At 42.9% G+C, this 17284-nt stretch carries 12 protein-coding genes, 2 tRNA genes and 3 rRNA genes; 9 read left to right on the plus strand and 8 right to left on the minus strand.

Annotation, left to right across the window (positions count from 1 at the left end; translation table 11 throughout):
- The first annotated feature begins 24 nt into the window (after positions 1-24).
- The 4 genes from ssuD to MKL51_RS20065 all read left to right on the plus strand — a co-directional run bounded on the left by ssuD (position 25) and on the right by MKL51_RS20065 (position 3688).
- Positions 25-1200: an FMNH2-dependent alkanesulfonate monooxygenase gene (ssuD, locus tag MKL51_RS20050; protein ID WP_017482368.1), complete on the plus strand. Its 1176-nt coding sequence runs from the start codon at positions 25-27 to the stop codon at positions 1198-1200.
- A complete protein-coding gene (ssuC, locus tag MKL51_RS20055) occupies positions 1197-1994 on the plus strand; it encodes an aliphatic sulfonate ABC transporter permease SsuC (protein ID WP_002120785.1) in 798 nt (265 codons plus the stop codon). The genes ssuD and ssuC overlap by 4 nt, the downstream gene beginning before the upstream one ends.
- 13 nt (positions 1995-2007) lie before the next feature.
- Positions 2008-2808 (plus strand): ABC transporter ATP-binding protein, encoded by an 801-nt coding sequence (locus tag MKL51_RS20060; protein ID WP_014208026.1) that lies wholly within the window; start codon positions 2008-2010, stop codon positions 2806-2808.
- 259 nt (positions 2809-3067) lie between these two features.
- The gene (locus MKL51_RS20065; protein WP_005071782.1) at positions 3068-3688 is read left to right on the plus strand and encodes a TetR/AcrR family transcriptional regulator; all 621 of its coding nucleotides are present in this window, start codon (positions 3068-3070) and stop codon (positions 3686-3688) included.
- 35 nt (positions 3689-3723) lie between these two features.
- Here MKL51_RS20065 and MKL51_RS20070 read toward each other — a convergent pair whose 3' ends face one another.
- Together MKL51_RS20070 and MKL51_RS20075 are read right to left on the minus strand one after the other, a co-directional pair.
- Entirely contained in the window at positions 3724-4290 is a 567-nt protein-coding gene (locus MKL51_RS20070; RefSeq protein WP_002120771.1) for a 5'-methylthioadenosine/S-adenosylhomocysteine nucleosidase family protein, read from the minus strand.
- Between the two features lie 80 nt (positions 4291-4370).
- The gene (locus tag MKL51_RS20075) at positions 4371-5504 is read right to left on the minus strand and encodes a TDT family transporter (protein WP_017482369.1); all 1134 of its coding nucleotides are present in this window, start codon (positions 5502-5504) and stop codon (positions 4371-4373) included.
- A 207-nt stretch (positions 5505-5711) separates the two neighbouring features.
- Here MKL51_RS20075 and ribF point away from each other — a divergent pair, with 207 nt between their 5' ends.
- From ribF to MKL51_RS20100, 5 genes are all read left to right on the plus strand, one after another.
- Positions 5712-6713, plus strand: coding sequence for a bifunctional riboflavin kinase/FAD synthetase (gene ribF, locus MKL51_RS20080; protein WP_017482370.1), 1002 nt, complete (start codon positions 5712-5714; stop codon positions 6711-6713).
- Between the two features lie 61 nt (positions 6714-6774).
- The gene (gene ileS, locus MKL51_RS20085; RefSeq protein ID WP_005804839.1) at positions 6775-9612 is read left to right on the plus strand and encodes an isoleucine--tRNA ligase; all 2838 of its coding nucleotides are present in this window, start codon (positions 6775-6777) and stop codon (positions 9610-9612) included.
- Entirely contained in the window at positions 9605-10135 is a 531-nt protein-coding gene (lspA, locus tag MKL51_RS20090; protein WP_017482371.1) for a signal peptidase II, read from the plus strand. Before ileS ends, lspA begins: the two co-directional genes overlap by 8 nt.
- Position 10136: 1 nt before the next feature.
- Positions 10137-10619 (plus strand): FKBP-type peptidyl-prolyl cis-trans isomerase, encoded by a 483-nt coding sequence (locus MKL51_RS20095; protein WP_014208021.1) that lies wholly within the window; start codon positions 10137-10139, stop codon positions 10617-10619.
- Between the two features lie 137 nt (positions 10620-10756).
- Entirely contained in the window at positions 10757-11299 is a 543-nt protein-coding gene (locus MKL51_RS20100) for an NADPH-dependent FMN reductase (RefSeq protein WP_009387643.1), read from the plus strand.
- Between the two features lie 43 nt (positions 11300-11342).
- Here the strand turns inward: MKL51_RS20100 and MKL51_RS20105 are convergent, their stop codons facing one another.
- The 6 genes from MKL51_RS20105 to MKL51_RS20130 all read right to left on the minus strand — a co-directional run bounded on the left by MKL51_RS20105 (position 11343) and on the right by MKL51_RS20130 (position 17154).
- Positions 11343-11654: an ankyrin repeat domain-containing protein gene (locus MKL51_RS20105; protein ID WP_017482372.1), complete on the minus strand. Its 312-nt coding sequence runs from the start codon at positions 11652-11654 to the stop codon at positions 11343-11345.
- Between the two features lie 151 nt (positions 11655-11805).
- Positions 11806-11920: ribosomal RNA gene (gene rrf, locus MKL51_RS20110) — 5S ribosomal RNA — on the minus strand.
- A gap of 186 nt (positions 11921-12106) precedes the next feature.
- Positions 12107-14997, minus strand: a 23S ribosomal RNA gene (locus tag MKL51_RS20115).
- Between the two features lie 352 nt (positions 14998-15349).
- Positions 15350-15425: transfer RNA gene (locus tag MKL51_RS20120), tRNA-Ala, on the minus strand.
- Positions 15426-15480: 55 nt separating this feature from the next.
- A tRNA-Ile gene (locus tag MKL51_RS20125) sits at positions 15481-15557 on the minus strand.
- Positions 15558-15616: 59 nt separating this feature from the next.
- A 16S ribosomal RNA gene (locus MKL51_RS20130) occupies positions 15617-17154 on the minus strand.
- Together the 16S, 23S and 5S rRNA genes with 2 tRNA genes alongside form the textbook arrangement of a ribosomal RNA operon.
- Positions 17155-17284: the final 130 nt, after the last annotated feature.

Consider the following 17284-nt stretch of genomic DNA (forward strand, 5'->3'; position numbering starts at 1 on the left):
TCAATAGATATATAGGTAATGCACATGAAAATTTTCTGGTTTATTCCTACCCACGGTGATAGTCGCTATTTAGGTACAAGTAAAGGCGCTCGTCAGGTTGACCATGCCTATATGAAGCAAATTGCTGTGGCAGTAGATAATTTAGGTTATGAAGGTGTACTTATTCCAACAGGTCGTTCATGTGAAGACCCGTGGATTACGGCGGCTAGCCTAATTGATGCAACTCAACACCTTAAATTTTTAGTTGCGTTACGTCCAGGAGTAACAACACCAGCTTTGGCAGCACGTATGGCTGCAACGTTTGACCGTTTGTCGAATGGCCGTGTGTTACTCAACTTAGTGACTGGTGGTGATGAGGCTGAATTACGCGGTGATGGCTTATATGAAGATCACTCAACGCGTTATCAAACTGCCAATGAATACGTAAAAATCTGGCGTGAGATTTTGACACGCTCACATACAGGTGAAGCTTTTACATTCCACGGTGAACGTTTACAAGTGGATGATGCAAAACTACTTTACCCACCTGTTCAAAAGCCTTACCCACCACTTTGGTTCGGTGGCTCTTCAGACGTCGCTGTCGATTTGGCTGCTGAGCAAGTCGATACTTACCTTACGTGGGGTGAACCACCTGAAGCCGTAAAACAAAAGATCGAACATGTTCGTGCCAAAGCTGAGGCTAAAGGCCGTAAATTAACTTATGGTATTCGCTTGCATGTGATTGTTCGTGAAACCAACGAACAAGCTTGGGCAGCAGCGAACGAACTTATCCAATATCTTGATGATGCGACTATTGCTGCGGCACAGAAAAAATTTGCACAAATGGACTCTGTAGGCCAACAACGTATGGCGGCTCTCCATGGTGGTAATCGAGACAAACTAGAAGTATCTCCAAACCTTTGGGCTGGTATTGGTTTAGTTCGTGGTGGTGCAGGTACAGCACTTGTAGGCGATCCTGAAACAGTTGCTGCTCGTATTCAGGAATATGCTGATTTAGGTATTGATACTTTCATTTTCTCAGGCTATCCACACCTTGAAGAATCAATTCGTTTTGCAGAGTTAGTATTCCCGTTATTACCAATTGAAACTCGCGCTAAACTTGCTCAGCCAAATTTAACCGGTCCATTCGGTGAAATTATTGCCAACAATTATGTTCCAGACGAGAAGAAGCAAAATAGTCCCGTCAAGGAGCCTGCATGAGCAAAGCTGAAAGTGTTGTTTCACGTGGAACAAAACAAATCGGGCAGCGTTTGCTGCCTTGGATTTTCCCTATTCTTCTATTGGTTGTTTGGCAAATTGCCTCAAGTTCGGGTCTTTTAGAAAGCCGTATTTTACCTGCACCTACTGCTGTTGTTTCCGCTTTTTGGCATCTACTGGTGAGTGGAGAACTTTGGCAGCACGTTAAAGTGAGTGCAGGGCGTGCTTTACTGGGGTTGTTGATTGGTGGCGGTTTAGGTTTGTTATTAGGTCTACTCAACGGGTCTTCGCGTTTCGCCTCTACCCTGCTCGATACGACCTTACAAATGATTCGTAACATCCCAGCCTTAGCACTTATCCCACTCGTCATCTTGTGGTTCGGGATTGATGAAACAGCAAAATTATTTTTAGTCGCCGTAGGGGTTTTCTTCCCCATTTATATTAATACCTATCACGGTATTCGATCAGTTGACCCTCAATTGATTGAGATGGGCAAAAGCTATGGGCTTTCTCGCTGGCAGCTTTACAAAGAAATTATTCTACCGGGTGCGATGCCTTCTATTTTAGTGGGTTTACGCTTTGCTTTAGGTTTGGTTTGGGTATTGCTCATTGTTGCTGAAACCATTTCAGCTCAAGCAGGTATTGGTTATATGACCATGAATGCACGTGAGTTTTTACAAACGGATGTAGTTCTGGTCGGTATTCTTCTGTACGCCTTACTAGGCAAACTGGCAGATGTTTTAGCACAGCTTTTGGAACGCTATTTACTACGTTGGCACTCTGGATATCAGAAATAAGGGAGCTTAGAACATGACAAATCTGAATTTAAATATTAATCAGAATGAAGTGCAGCTCATTCCGGAAGAACCAACAGAATCTCAAGAACCTGTATTAGGTGCAGAGATTCTGATTGAGCAACTTTATAAATTTTATGGCGAGGTAAAGGTCCTCGAAGATCTTGACCTACACATCCAGCCGGGTGAGTTTTTAGCAATTGTTGGCCGAAGTGGTTGTGGCAAAAGTACGTTACTCCGTTTAATTGCTCAACTTGAAAAAGCCAGCTTTGGGGAAATCAAATTTAAATCTGCCCGACATTTACGTGAAGGCATTACGAATGATGATATTCGAGTAATGTTCCAAGATCCTCGTTTACTTCCTTGGAGAAATATTCTTCAAAATGTTCAACTTGGGCTACCAAAATCGCAACATGCTTTAGCAGAAGAATTACTAGAAAAAGTCGGTTTAAAAGAGAAATCAGGACAATGGCCTTCCCAGCTTTCAGGTGGTCAACGTCAGCGTACTGCCCTAGCCCGTGCACTATCACATACGCCGCGCATATTGTTGCTAGACGAACCTTTGGGTGCATTAGATGCGTTAACTCGGCTTGAGATGCAAAGCTTGATTGAACGCTTGTGGAAGGAGCAAGGCTTTACTGCAATTTTAGTCACACACGATGTGAGTGAAGCAGTGCAATTAGCTGACCGTATTATTTTATTAGATAAGGGTCAGATTGCTCAAAGTTTCCAAGTTAATTTGCCGCGCCCGCGTAAAAAAAGTATTACTTTTGCTCAGCTTGAACAACAAGTACTCGATGCGGTTTTGGCAACTTAAGGTTGCGATGAGTAATGAGAACTGTTCAACCAAAAAATGCCCAATTTACGAGCAATAAAACTGCTGTTTTATTGCTCTTTTTTAGGGCGAAAATAAAAAAATATTTTTAAGAATAACAATAAACTAGTGAATCTCTCTATTTTTTGCACAATAGTATATCTATTACACAAATAAGTAGCCGTTTTTTGATTAAAAAAGCAAGACACCTGTGCACAAATCAAACAATTTCCCTTACAATGGGAATACTATTTTTTTAATTATGCAGCAGATGGAACAAAAAAAGAGTACCCAAAAGCGCAATCAGCTTCTTGCTGCGGCCCTTGACGTATTTTCAGTCTATGGGTTCAGTGGAGCAAGTCTGGATGAAATTGCCCAACTCGCCGACATGCATAAGTCGAATATTTTCTATTACTATGAAAATAAAGAGTCTTTATATGTAGAAGTGCTCACAACCGTTTTACAAAAATGGTTGGCCCCCTTACAAACTTTAGAAGCTGAATTAGAACCAGCCGAAGCCTTATCTCACTATTTAATTCAAAAAATCGAACTGTCTCGTAGCCAACCGAAAGCATCTAGATTGTTTGCACTAGAAATTATTCAAGGCGCTCCACATATTTTGCCTATACTGAAAGGGCCTTTGAAAAAGCTATTTAAACGCAAAGCTAAAGTCATTCAGACTTGGCAAGAAGAAGGAAAGATTTCCCCAGATATCGACCCTGAGTTATTAATACTCAATATTTGGGGCCTTACGCAAAACTATGCAGATTTTGCAACTCAAATGGAAATGGTGACCGGTAAAACGCTTCGTAACCGCAGTATGTTCCAGCGTTCGATTGAGCATACGGTACATATGATGCTATACGGCGTATTACCTCGCTAAAATAAAAAAGATCGGCAAATTTGCCGATCTTTTTTTTAGAAATGGTTTTGATAAAGGGCTAGGAGTTTCTGAGCGCCTAACAATAAATTTTCTTCCCAATCCAAATGTGCAGTGTCATCTGCCCCATCAGTAATATACTTCACAGAAATTAATCGTACACCTAACTTATGGCACACTTTAGCTAAAGCATAGCCTTCCATATCAACCACATCACAAGCTACTTTTGGCTGACCTGTTTCAAATGAATCACCTGTTCCACATACTGCTTTTGGCAAATCAATAAAATGTGGTTGAAGATGAATCTCTGCCGCCAAATGATCATCTAACGGCGTTACACCTACTTCAAAACCTAGGGGTGAAACATCCATATCCCGTTGTACAAAAGTTTTTACTTCGACTAAATCATGTCGATTAAATGCAGAGCTTCCCGCTGTACCTAAGTTAATTAGAGTTTTACAGCCTGTTTTTTGAATAACTTCAAATGCTTTAAAGGCAGCATTAATCTTACCAATACCACTGTAATGGACTTCAACACCTGCTTGTTCAAATAAACCCTTAGATTCATTAGGAAGCGCCATAATTAAAGCAATATCAGTGTTCATTCAAAAAGCTCAAATCAAAATTAAATAAGTTAGAAAATAAGTATAAATCAGGTGCAAAAGCTTTTTGCACCTTTTCATCATTACTGCACTTTTTGTTGTAAAGCGATTAAGCATGGAGAAAAAAACAGTTGACCACTATATGCGCCTGCTAGCGTTTTCTTCATTACAACGCCCCACATCGTCAATAACAGAATACTCAATGCGACAGCAACGTATTGTAAGAATACAATTTCAACCTGATGTCCTAAATTAAATAGTGCGAGAATAAATACACCTAATGGAAAGGTTAAGCCCCACCAGCCCAAGTTAAATGGAATACCTGTCTTTGCGTGACGGAGCGTTGTTAAAATCGCAAGACCAAGCCACCATAACCCAAAGCCTAAAAGTACAAGACTGCCTACAACTCCTAAAGCTTGAAAGACATTCGCAAATTGGTGAAATCCTACGCTTGGCGCCACTCTTTGTGCCTGCTGCCCTAATAACAATAAACCTAATGCACCTGTACCAATAGGGCCTAAAGAGAGCCAGCTAGAAATGGCGACTTCTTTTTCAGGTAACTGATGCAAAGCCATACGCAACATTAAAATTGTCAGAATAGCAAATGCTGGTAAAACAGAGATTCCCCAGAGTACATAGCCAGCCATTAATAAATGAAAGCTATGCAAATCTGCTGGTAAATGCGCGACTAACATGCCGGCAGAACTTGCTGCTACTTCACAGGCAACCACAGGTAAAAGCCAGATTGCAGTCATGGTCTGTAGCTGATGGTTCTGACGACTAAACATACAAAATGGCACGATCCACGCAATGGCCAGTGCTAAAAAGACATCGATGTACCATAAAGCTTGAGCAATATGGATTGCAACTTCACCGTAAAGCCCGACACCGAAACTTAGAAACCCGTTTAATATCGTTGCAAGCCCCATCGGGATAGCCCCTAAAAACAAGCTCATATTTGGATGATTAAATATTTGCTTCGCTTCATGAGGGAAAAGAAACCACCGCAATAAATAAAGAACTGAAAAAACACTGAACAAAATAATATTAAATTGCCATAACAAAGTTGCTAGCGTGAATAAAAATGATTGAGCAAATGGTAGCTGGATTAAAATCATACTCACCACGCCAGTACCCATAGTCGCTGTAAACCAATTTGGAGTAAAATGTCGTATAACATCTTTGCTTTGATTTAATTGATAAAAGGGTTTTTTCATCTTAGTTCTCTAATCAAAGAGTGGATAAAGACATAGTAGAGCAAACTATTAATAAGAAAAATTGATTTATTTTTATTTAATTCATCAGTATTTTAAATATAAAGATATTCATATTGAAAAATAACTGAGTAAAAACACAACAACAAGACGAATCTGTGAGATTATGGCAATATATAGCCCTTGCAAAAATAGCCATATTTTAAGTTCATGAAACTGCTTCGTCTTAATGCGTTATCGCCCAATTTTCAGTTACCTCCAACAGCGGTAACTATTGGTAATTTTGATGGTGTCCATTTAGGCCACCAAGCGATGATTGCTCAACTCAAAAACATTGCTGCAGCACAAGGCTTAAAAACACTGGTCATGATTTTTGAGCCACAGCCGCTTGAGTTCTTTAAAGGTTACGATGCTCCTCCTCGTATTAACTCATTACGAGAAAAAGTTGAATATCTAGCTGAGCTTGGCGTTGACTATATTGCGGTTGCTAAGTTTGATGAGCATTTCCGTAGCATGAGCGCATCTGCCTTCGCAGACTTATTAAAAGATAAATTAAATGCGCAGTCATTAGTTTTGGGGGATGACTTTCATTTCGGTAAAGACCGCCAAGGCAACAGTGAATTTTTAAAAGATTATGGCTTCCAAGTAACAAATTTACATACCATTGAACTTGAAGGTGAACGCGTAAGTTCAACCCGTATTCGCCAAGTACTTCAAGTGGGTAATCTTGCTTTAGCAGCTAAATTATTAGGCCGTCCATACAGTATTACTGGACGTGTCCAATATGGCAACCAAATTGGACGAACTCTTGATTTTCCAACCATTAATGTTCGTCTCAATCGCCACAAACCTTGTTTAAACGGTATTTATGGCGTTGAAGTCATTTGCGAAACGACTTCTCTCACTGAAAAAGTGCGCCAAGAAACACCTGAAAAACCGGGAATTGCCGGATATCATGAAAATAGCCTCTATGGCGCAGGTCATGTCGGTACACGTCCCGCCATTCAGCAAGAACATCCAGAATGGAGATTAGAAGTACATTTCCCTGATGTTTCTGCTAATCTGTATGGCTTATTTATGCGGGTGACTTTTCTTCACTATCTTCATGGTGAATTGAACTACCCTTCGCTTGAAGCACTTAAGGCTGGAATTGATAATGACGTGCAACAGTTACGACAATACCGTAACGACACGACACAATTTCCTTTTTAATTCGAATTTTGATTGTAAAACATGTCAGCTCCCAAGCTGATTAAACTGGAAGAAAACTTGCATGAGCGATAAGCAAACTCCTGAGAATGCAGTGGACTACAAAGCCACGCTAAACCTGCCGGATACTCAATTTGCAATGAAAGCAAATTTGGCAGTACGTGAAGTGAAATGGTTAGAAGAGTGGTATACCGACAACATTTATCAGCAGATTCGTGCATCGCGTATTGGCAAGAAAAAATATATTTTGCATGATGGCCCTCCATATGCGAACGGTACAATTCACTTGGGTCACGCAGTCAATAAAGTACTCAAAGACGTTATTGTAAAAAGCCGTACGCTTTCAGGTTTTGATGCACCATATGTTCCGGGTTGGGACTGTCATGGCTTACCAATCGAACTAAAAGTTGAAGAGAAAGTAGGTAAAGTGGGCGAAAAAGTTGACGCAGCAACTTTCCGCAAACTTTGCCGTGAATACGCGCTAAAACAAATTGATTTACAGCGTACTGACTTTAAACGTCTTGGTATTTTAGGTGACTGGGATAATCCTTATCTCACCATGAATTACAAACAAGAAGCCGATATTGTTCGTGCTCTAGGTCTCATCCAGAAAAATGGCCATATCCAGCCAGGCTTAAAGCCAGTGAACTGGTGTATGGACTGTGGTTCAGCTCTTGCTGAAGCAGAAGTTGAATACGAAGATAAAAAATCTGACGCAATTGACGTTGGTTTTGGCGTTGTCGATCTCAAAGATTTAAGTGTCCGTTTAAACGTAGAAGTTCAAGATCCGACAGATATCGTGATCTGGACCACTACACCATGGACATTACCAGCTAACCAAGCCGTTGCGTTGCATGCCGAAATTGAATATCAATTGGTGCAAGTGACAACTGAGCGCGGTAAGCAAAACTTCATTCTTGCTAAAGACTTAGTTGCTTCAGCGATTGAGCGTTACAAGCTTGAAAACCCAGTTGTTTTAGCTGATTTTACTGGTTCGGCTCTTGAAAACCTTACCCTGCAACACCCTTTACTTACTGATCGTCAAGTTCCGGTTATTTTAGGTGAACACGTTATCGCAACAAGCGGTACAGGTGCCGTACATACAGCACCTGGCCATGGTGCAGACGACTATAAAGTAGGTCTTCAATACAACCTTAAAGTAGACAATCCAGTGGGCGGTAACGGTGTTTATCTTCCAACTGCTCCAATCTATGCTGGTGAGCACATCTATAAAGCCAATCCAAAGATTATTGAAGCTTTGGGTGCTGTAGGCCGTTTATGGGCTCATCAGCCAATTAAACACAGTTACCCACACTGCTGGCGCCATAAGACTCCAATTATTTTCCGTGCTACACCACAATGGTTCATTAGCATGGATCAAAAAGGTTTACGTGAAGGTGCGCTTAATGCCATTGAAAATGATATCGAGTTTGTACCGAACTGGGGTAAAAACCGTATTGAATCAATGATCGAAGGTCGTCCGGACTGGTGTATTTCACGTCAACGTACTTGGGGTGTTCCAATTCCATTCTTCGTTCATAAAGACACGAACGAATTACACCCACGCACACCTGAACTCATCGAAGAAGTTGCTCAACTGATCGAAGAAGAAGGTATCGAAGCATGGTTCAAACGTGAAGCGAAAGACTTCATCGGTGAAGATGCTGAACAATATAATGCTGTTCGCGATACACTCGATGTATGGTTCGACTCTGGTACAACGCATTACGCTGTACTTGAGCAACGTGATGAATTAGAAAGCCCTGCTGACTTATATTTAGAGGGTTCAGACCAACACCGTGGCTGGTTCCAATCTTCTTTATTAACATCTATGGCAATTCACAATCGTGCGCCATATAAAGCCTTGTTAACTCATGGTTTTACAGTGGACGAAAACGGTCGTAAATTGTCGAAATCTTTAGGCAACTATATCCCGCTTGAAGAAATCATCAAACAGCTTGGTGCAGATGGTTTACGACTATATGTAGCGTCTAGCGACTACCGTTATGAAATCGCAGCATCGAAAGAAATCTTTAGCCGTGTAAGTGATAGCTATCGCCGTATTCGTAATACCCTACGCTTCTTGCTTGCGAACCTAAATGGTTTCAAACCAAGTACTGATGCTCTGGACGTAGATGACCTTATCGCTCTAGATCAATACATCTTACAGCGTGCGAATGAAGTACAACAAACCATTATCACTGCCTATGAAGAAATGAACTTCCATGTGGTGTGTAGTGCGTTAACAAGCTTCTGTATTAATGACTTAGGTGGTTTCTACCTAGATATTATCAAAGACCGTCAATACACCACTAAAGCGGATTCTCAGGCACGTCGTTCTGCTCAAACAGCGCTTTATCATATTGTCCAAGCATTTATCCGTTGGATGAGCCCAATCTTAAGCTTTACGGCTCAAGAAGCTTGGCCATTGATTCCAGAACAAACTGAAAAGTATGTATTTACTTCAGAATGGTATGACTTACCTGTTTCATCAAAAGCAAACTTGCTTTCTGAAGAAGATTGGCAAACATTGATTAGCGTAAAATCTGCAGTAAATAAACAGATTGAAGCAGCGCGTAACGCTAAACTTGTCGGCAGTAATCTTTCAGCCAAAGTTGAACTTTGGGCAAGTGAATCATTACAAACAGTTTTAAACCAACTGGCTGATGAACTCCGTTTTGTTCTTATTACTTCGCAAGTAGTAGTACATCCATTTGCTGAGCAAGGTGAAGCAACTGAAATGGAAGGCTTACGTGTACAAATATCTGCAGCTGAAGGTGAAAAATGTGCACGTTGCTGGCACGTCCTTCCAGATGTAAATACACATGCCGATCATCCTGGTTTATGTGGTCGTTGTATTGTGAACGTCACTGGTCGTGGCGAAGTGAGAAAATATGCCTAATTCACAAGCTAAAAAAGGCTTATTCCAGTTTTATCCACATAATCTGATTTGGCTTGGAGTTTCTGTCCTTGCCATTGTATTGGATCAATGGACAAAATGGATTGCGAGTACACATCTAAACTATGCAGATCCTGTACCTGTACTTCCATTTTTAAACTGGACACTATTACATAACTATGGTGCAGCTTTTAGCTTTTTATCTGATGCAGGAGGATGGCAGCGCTATTTCTTCACATCTTTGGCGGGCTTAGTTTCAGTACTTTTTGTATTTTGGTTAATGCGTATGCCTAAAAAAATGGTGGTGCTACCTGTAGCCATCGCTTTAATTTTAGGTGGAGCTTTAGGCAATTTAATTGACCGTGTTACCCTAGGTTATGTGGTCGATTTCATTCATGTTTATTACCAAAATCATCACTTTCCAGCTTTTAATATTGCGGACAGTGCCATCACTCTAGGTACGATTTTGCTACTCATTGATACATTCTTCCTTGAGAAGCAACGTAACCAAAATTCGGATGCATAATATGACCGAAATTATTCAACCTAACGAAGAAATTCGTATCCAAGAAGGCTCTAAAGTCGACCTACACTTTTCTGTAGCTATCGAAAATGGTGTAGAAATTGACAATACACGTAGCCGTGAAGAGCCAGTTAGTCTGACTATTGGTGACGGAAACCTTTTACCAGGTTTCGAAAAAGCATTATTCGGTTTACGTGCAGGTGACCGCCGTACAGTACACCTTCCACCAGAAGAGGCTTTTGGTCCGTGGAATCCAGAAAATGTTCAAACTTTCGATACAGTTAAGTTTGAACAACGCCCTATTCCTGGTCATATGATCGAGTTTGAAGATAAGGCAAAAACCACCTTATTCGGTGTAGTAAAATCAGTTAATGATGACATTACAGAAATTGATTTTAATCACCCATTAGCTGGGAAAAATATTACCTTTGAAGTAGAAATATTTAAGGTTACTCCTGAAGGCCAACAAGGCATTAAGCTAATGTAAATAAAAAAGCCCTCTACATGAGGGCTTTTTTATGATTTAATTTTTATTAGTGACATAAGAATCCTTACAAATTCTATATTCTCTCCTACCTATAGAATGAATTAAGTTATAAAGATAAAAATTCTTAGGAAAAATACATGCTGGTCTATATTATCGTAGGAAGTGTTCGTGAAGGACGTACAGCAATTAAAGTTGCCAATTGGCTAGAATCCACAATTCCATCATTTAATCTAGAAGATTTTCAGACAGAAGTAATTGATTTAAAAGAGTGGAATTTACCGTTATTTTCAGGCTCTCACCCACCTGCTACCGGGATTTATGATCAACCTAAACAACAAGAATGGGCAGACAAAATTGCTCAAGCAGACGCATTTATCTTTATTAGCCCAGAATACAACCATGGTTACAGCCCAGCTTTAAAAAATGCACTTGATTATGTCGGCAAGGAGTGGGGTGGTAAACCTGCTGCATTTATTGGCTATGGTTCAACAAATGGCTCTCGTTCTATTAGTCAAATACGTCAAGTCACCTCAAGTTTAAGTATTATTGACCCGAATGCTGTAATAGAGATAAGAGATATATTTAAACGTAATAAAGATGAAAAATTCGAAGCTAATGAGTTTGAAGTAAAAGGTCTTCAATCCATTGTTGAGAAACTACAGAAATATCATTTGTCTTAATTGAACAAAAGGTCTCTTTTCTAAACAAAAGAGGCCTTTAATTTTATAAACTCTTTAAATACTCCACTACATCAGTATTACCAGCCATTTCTGCAAGCTCTAATGCTGTGTATTCACTTTTGTAAGCGACATGCGCACCTTTTTCAATTAAGAGTTGAACTATCTCTAAATGATCATTTTCAGCAGCTGCTTGTAGAGCACTATATCCCTCATCATCTATCTGATTAGGATCCTCTCCCTCTATTAGTAATTCTTTTACTTGATCGATATCACCTAGAGATGCCCAATAAATCAATGTAGGCAAAGATAGCTCTTCATCATCTTCAGGTATTGGAGAGAAAGAATTGATTTTCATGGACGTACCCAAAAATAATAGAGTTCGTCATTATATTCATAGAATACAGCAAGAATACAAATCTAATTTTGGACCTATCTTTTATTAAAAATTAAATTCCCCAATAAAAGAAACACCCCCATTCGTTAGAACGGGGGTGTTTAGAATAATGAGCTGGCGATGACTTACTCTCACATGGGTAACCCCACACTACCATCAGCGCTAAGAGGTTTCACTTCTGAGTTCGGGAAGGGATCAGGTGGTTCACTCTTGCTATGGTCGCCAGCACAACTGGTATGGATACTTGCTTCGTTTTATTCACTGTGTGATACGTTGCGTTTTCCAAATCTTTACAGATGGGCTGATTGGTCTGATTTTTCGTTGTTCATTTTAGCTAGTAGTATAACTAAATCAAGTTGCTTTGCATGTTTATGAATCGATTGATGCTTCATATACAACTGCTTGGGTGTTGTATAGTCAAGCCTCACGAGCAATTAGTATTGGTCAGCTTCACATATCACTATGCTTCCACATCCAACCTATCAACGTCCTAGTCTCGAACGGCTCTTTAGAGGAATAAATTCCTAGGGAAATCTTATCTTGAGGTAGGCTTCCCGCTTAGATGCTTTCAGCGGTTATCCCTTCCGAACATAGCTACCCGGCGATGCGACTGGCGTCACAACCGGTACACCAGAGGTTCGTCCACTCTGGTCCTCTCGTACTAGGAGCAGATCCTCTCAAATTTCCAGCGCCCACGGTAGATAGGGACCGAACTGTCTCACGACGTTCTAAACCCAGCTCGCGTACCTCTTTAAATGGCGAACAGCCATACCCTTGGGACCTGCTTCAGCCCCAGGATGAGATGAGCCGACATCGAGGTGCCAAACACCGCCGTCGATATGAACTCTTGGGCGGTATCAGCCTGTTATCCCCAGAGTACCTTTTATCCGTTGAGCGATGGCCCTTCCATACAGAACCACCGGATCACTAAGACCTACTTTCGTACCTGCTCGACTTGTGGGTCTCGCAGTTAAGCGCGCTTTTGCCTTTATACTCTACGCGTGATTTCCGACCACGCTGAGCGCACCTTCGTACTCCTCCGTTACTCTTTAGGAGGAGACCGCCCCAGTCAAACTACCCACCAGACACGGTCCTCGTCCCGGATAACGGGACAGAGTTAGAACCTCAACATTACCAGGGTGGTATTTCAAGGACGGCTCCATTGGAACTAGCGTTCCAACTTCAAAGCCTCCCACCTATCCTACACAAGTAAGGTCAAAGTTCAGTGTCAAGCTGCAGTAAAGGTTCACGGGGTCTTTCCGTCTAGCCGCGGGTACACTGCATCTTCACAGCGATTTCGATTTCACTGAGCCTCTGCTGGAGACAGCGCCGCCATCATTATGCCATTCGTGCAGGTCGGAACTTACCCGACAAGGAATTTCGCTACCTTAGGACCGTTATAGTTACGGCCGCCGTTTACTGGGGCTTCGATCAAGAGCTTCGCTTACGCTAACCCCATCAATTAACCTTCCAGCACCGGGCAGGCATCACACCCTATACGTCCACTTTCGTGTTTGCAGAGTGCTATGTTTTTAATAAACAGTTGCAGCGGCCTGGTTTCTGCGGCTGTCGTCAGCTCAGGAAGCAAGTTCCATCACCAACAACAGCGTACCTTCTCCCGAAGTTACGGTACCATTTTGCCTAGTTCCTTCAGCAGAGTTCTCTCAAGCGCCTTGGTCTACTCGACCTGACCACCTGTGTCGGTTTCGGGTACGATTCCTGTGTAACTGAAGCTTAGAGACTTTTCCTGGAAGCATGGTATCAGCCACTTCACTGTACAAGTACAGCTTGCTATCGGATCTCAGTATAGAGTACCCCGGATTTGCCTAAGATACATACCTACATCCTTCCACCTGGACAACCAACGCCAGGCTGACTTAACCTTCTCCGTCCTCTCATCGCATTACACAGAAGTATTGGAATATTAACCAATTTCCCATCGACTACGCCTTTCGGCCTCGCCTTAGGGGTCGACTCACCCAGCCCCGATTAACGTTGGACTGGAACCCTTGGTCTTTCGGCGAACGGGTTTTTCACCCGTTTTGTCGTTACTCACGTCAGCATTCGCACTTCTGATACCTCCAGCATACTTCTCAATACACCTTCATCGGCTTACAGAACGCTCCCCTACCACTTGACTAATGTCAAATCCGCAGCTTCGGCACATAGTTTTAGCCCCGTTACATCTTCCGCGCAGGCCGACTCGACTAGTGAGCTATTACGCTTTCTTTAAAGGGTGGCTGCTTCTAAGCCAACCTCCTAGCTGTCTATGCCTTCCCACATCGTTTCCCACTTAACTATGATTTTGGGGCCTTAGCTGGCGGTCTGGATTGTTTTCCTCTTGACTACGGACGTTAGCACCCGCAGTCTGTCTCCCGGATAGTACTCATAGGTATTCGGAGTTTGCATCGGTTTGGTAAGTCGGGATGACCCCCTAGCCGAAACAGTGCTCTACCCCCTATGGTATTCGTCCGAGGCGCTACCTAAATAGCTTTCGGGGAGAACCAGCTATCACCAGGCTTGATTAGCCTTTCACCCCTATCCACAAGTCATCCCCTGGCTTTTCAACGACAGTGGGTTCGGTCCTCCAGTTAGTGTTACCCAACCTTCAACCTGCTCATGGATAGATCGCCTGGTTTCGGGTCTATACCCAGCAACTAAACGCCCTATTAAGACTCGATTTCTCTACGGCTCCCCTATACGGTTAACCTCGCTACTGAATATAAGTCGCTGACCCATTATACAAAAGGTACGCAGTCACACCACGAAGGTGCTCCCACTGCTTGTATGCATGCGGTTTCAGGATCTATTTCACTCCCCTCACAGGGGTTCTTTTCGCCTTTCCCTCACGGTACTGGTTCACTATCGGTCAGTCAGGAGTATTTAGCCTTGGAGGATGGTCCCCCCATATTCAGACAAGGTTTCACGTGCCTCGCCCTACTCGTCATCATTATGTGTGCCCTTTCGTGTACGGGAATATCACCCTCTACGTTCGCACTTCCCAGAGCGTTCCACTAAAACACACATAACTTAATGGGCTGATCCCCGTTCGCTCGCCGCTACTGAGGGAATCTCAATTGATTTCTTTTCCTAAGGGTACTGAGATGTTTCACTTCCCCTCGTTCGCCTTGCAACACTATGTATTCATGTTGCAATACCTACCTTAAAGTAGGTGGGTTCCCCCATTCAGAAATCTCCGGATCAAAGGATATTTGCCGCCTCCCCGGAGCTTTTCGCAGGCTATCACGTCTTTCATCGCCTCTGACTGCCAAGGCATCCACCACATGCACTTAATTACTTGACTATACAACCCCAAACAGTCGTCAACACCTACAAGTGAGTGTTGTCCGTGCGATTCTTCATCGCTACTATCTGTTGTCTGTGTACTTAAACACTGTACAGCTTCAATCTAAATTCATATACCAAAACGCTTGATTCAGTTAATTTGCTAGTTCTCAATTCATCTAGATTAATTGCTTAATCTAAACTCTTGAGTGAACAATTTATTTCAGACTCAATTTTGCCAATCTGTTAATGAATAAACACGCCTTCGTCAGGTCATGCTTAATACCGTGATACTTAAATCACAGAAGTTAATAAACCAAGACCGAAATCTCTATTTACTAATTTCTGTAATCCGAACTTCTCTTAAGTTCTGGTGGAGACTAGGAGAGTCGAACTCCTGACCTCCTGCGTGCAAAGCAGGCGCTCTACCAACTAAGCTAAGTCCCCAGCTTACATCATCAGTCATGTATCTTTTATCTATAACTTCAACCAGTCAAAGTCATGGTGGGTCTGACAAGACTTGAACTTGTGACCCCACGCTTATCAAGCGTGTGCTCTAACCAACTGAGCTACAGACCCTCAGATACATCTATGAAGAACAACTTGTTGTGGATTCTTACCAATCGTCAATCTTTCGTTAAGGAGGTGATCCAGCCGCAGGTTCCCCTACGGCTACCTTGTTACGACTTCACCCCAGTCATCGGCCACACCGTGGTAACCGCCCTCTTTGCAGTTAGGCTAGCTACTTCTGGTGCAACAAACTCCCATGGTGTGACGGGCGGTGTGTACAAGGCCCGGGAACGTATTCACCGCGGCATTCTGATCCGCGATTACTAGCGATTCCGACTTCATGGAGTCGAGTTGCAGACTCCAATCCGGACTACGATCGGCTTTTTGAGATTAGCATCCTATCGCTAGGTAGCAACCCTTTGTACCGACCATTGTAGCACGTGTGTAGCCCTGGCCGTAAGGGCCATGATGACTTGACGTCGTCCCCGCCTTCCTCCAGTTTGTCACTGGCAGTATCCTTAAAGTTCCCGACATTACTCGCTGGCAAATAAGGAAAAGGGTTGCGCTCGTTGCGGGACTTAACCCAACATCTCACGACACGAGCTGACGACAGCCATGCAGCACCTGTATGTAAGTTCCCGAAGGCACCAATCCATCTCTGGAAAGTTCTTACTATGTCAAGGCCAGGTAAGGTTCTTCGCGTTGCATCGAATTAAACCACATGCTCCACCGCTTGTGCGGGCCCCCGTCAATTCATTTGAGTTTTAGTCTTGCGACCGTACTCCCCAGGCGGTCTACTTATCGCGTTAGCTGCGCCACTAAAGCCTCAAAGGCCCCAACGGCTAGTAGACATCGTTTACGGCATGGACTACCAGGGTATCTAATCCTGTTTGCTCCCCATGCTTTCGCACCTCAGCGTCAGTGTTAGGCCAGATGGCTGCCTTCGCCATCGGTATTCCTCCAGATCTCTACGCATTTCACCGCTACACCTGGAATTCTACCATCCTCTCCCACACTCTAGCTAACCAGTATCGAATGCAATTCCCAAGTTAAGCTCGGGGATTTCACATTTGACTTAATTAGCCGCCTACGCGCGCTTTACGCCCAGTAAATCCGATTAACGCTTGCACCCTCTGTATTACCGCGGCTGCTGGCACAGAGTTAGCCGGTGCTTATTCTGCGAGTAACGTCCACTATCTCTAGGTATTAACTAAAGTAGCCTCCTCCTCGCTTAAAGTGCTTTACAACCATAAGGCCTTCTTCACACACGCGGCATGGCTGGATCAGGCTTGCGCCCATTGTCCAATATTCCCCACTGCTGCCTCCCGTAGGAGTCTGGGCCGTGTCTCAGTCCCAGTGTGGCGGATCATCCTCTCAGACCCGCTACAGATCGTCGCCTTGGTAGGCCTTTACCCCACCAACTAGCTAATCCGACTTAGGCTCATCTATTAGCGCAAGGTCCGAAGATCCCCTGCTTTCTCCCGTAGGACGTATGCGGTATTAGCATTCCTTTCGAAATGTTGTCCCCCACTAATAGGCAGATTCCTAAGCATTACTCACCCGTCCGCCGCTAAGATCAGTAGCAAGCTACCTCTCTCCGCTCGACTTGCATGTGTTAAGCCTGCCGCCAGCGTTCAATCTGAGCCATGATCAAACTCTTCAGTTAAAATCATTTTGTACCTTATTTAAAGACAAGGTACCAATTCTGGCTCATCAATTACTGACTTAAATTTCGCTCAAATAAACTTCGAGTAATTTAAACCAATCAATCAATGAAAATTATTTCGATTAATCAA

This window comes from Acinetobacter sp. AOR18_HL (assembly GCF_027855145.1).
GTDB classification, from domain to species: Bacteria; Pseudomonadota; Gammaproteobacteria; order Pseudomonadales; family Moraxellaceae; genus Acinetobacter; species Acinetobacter pittii.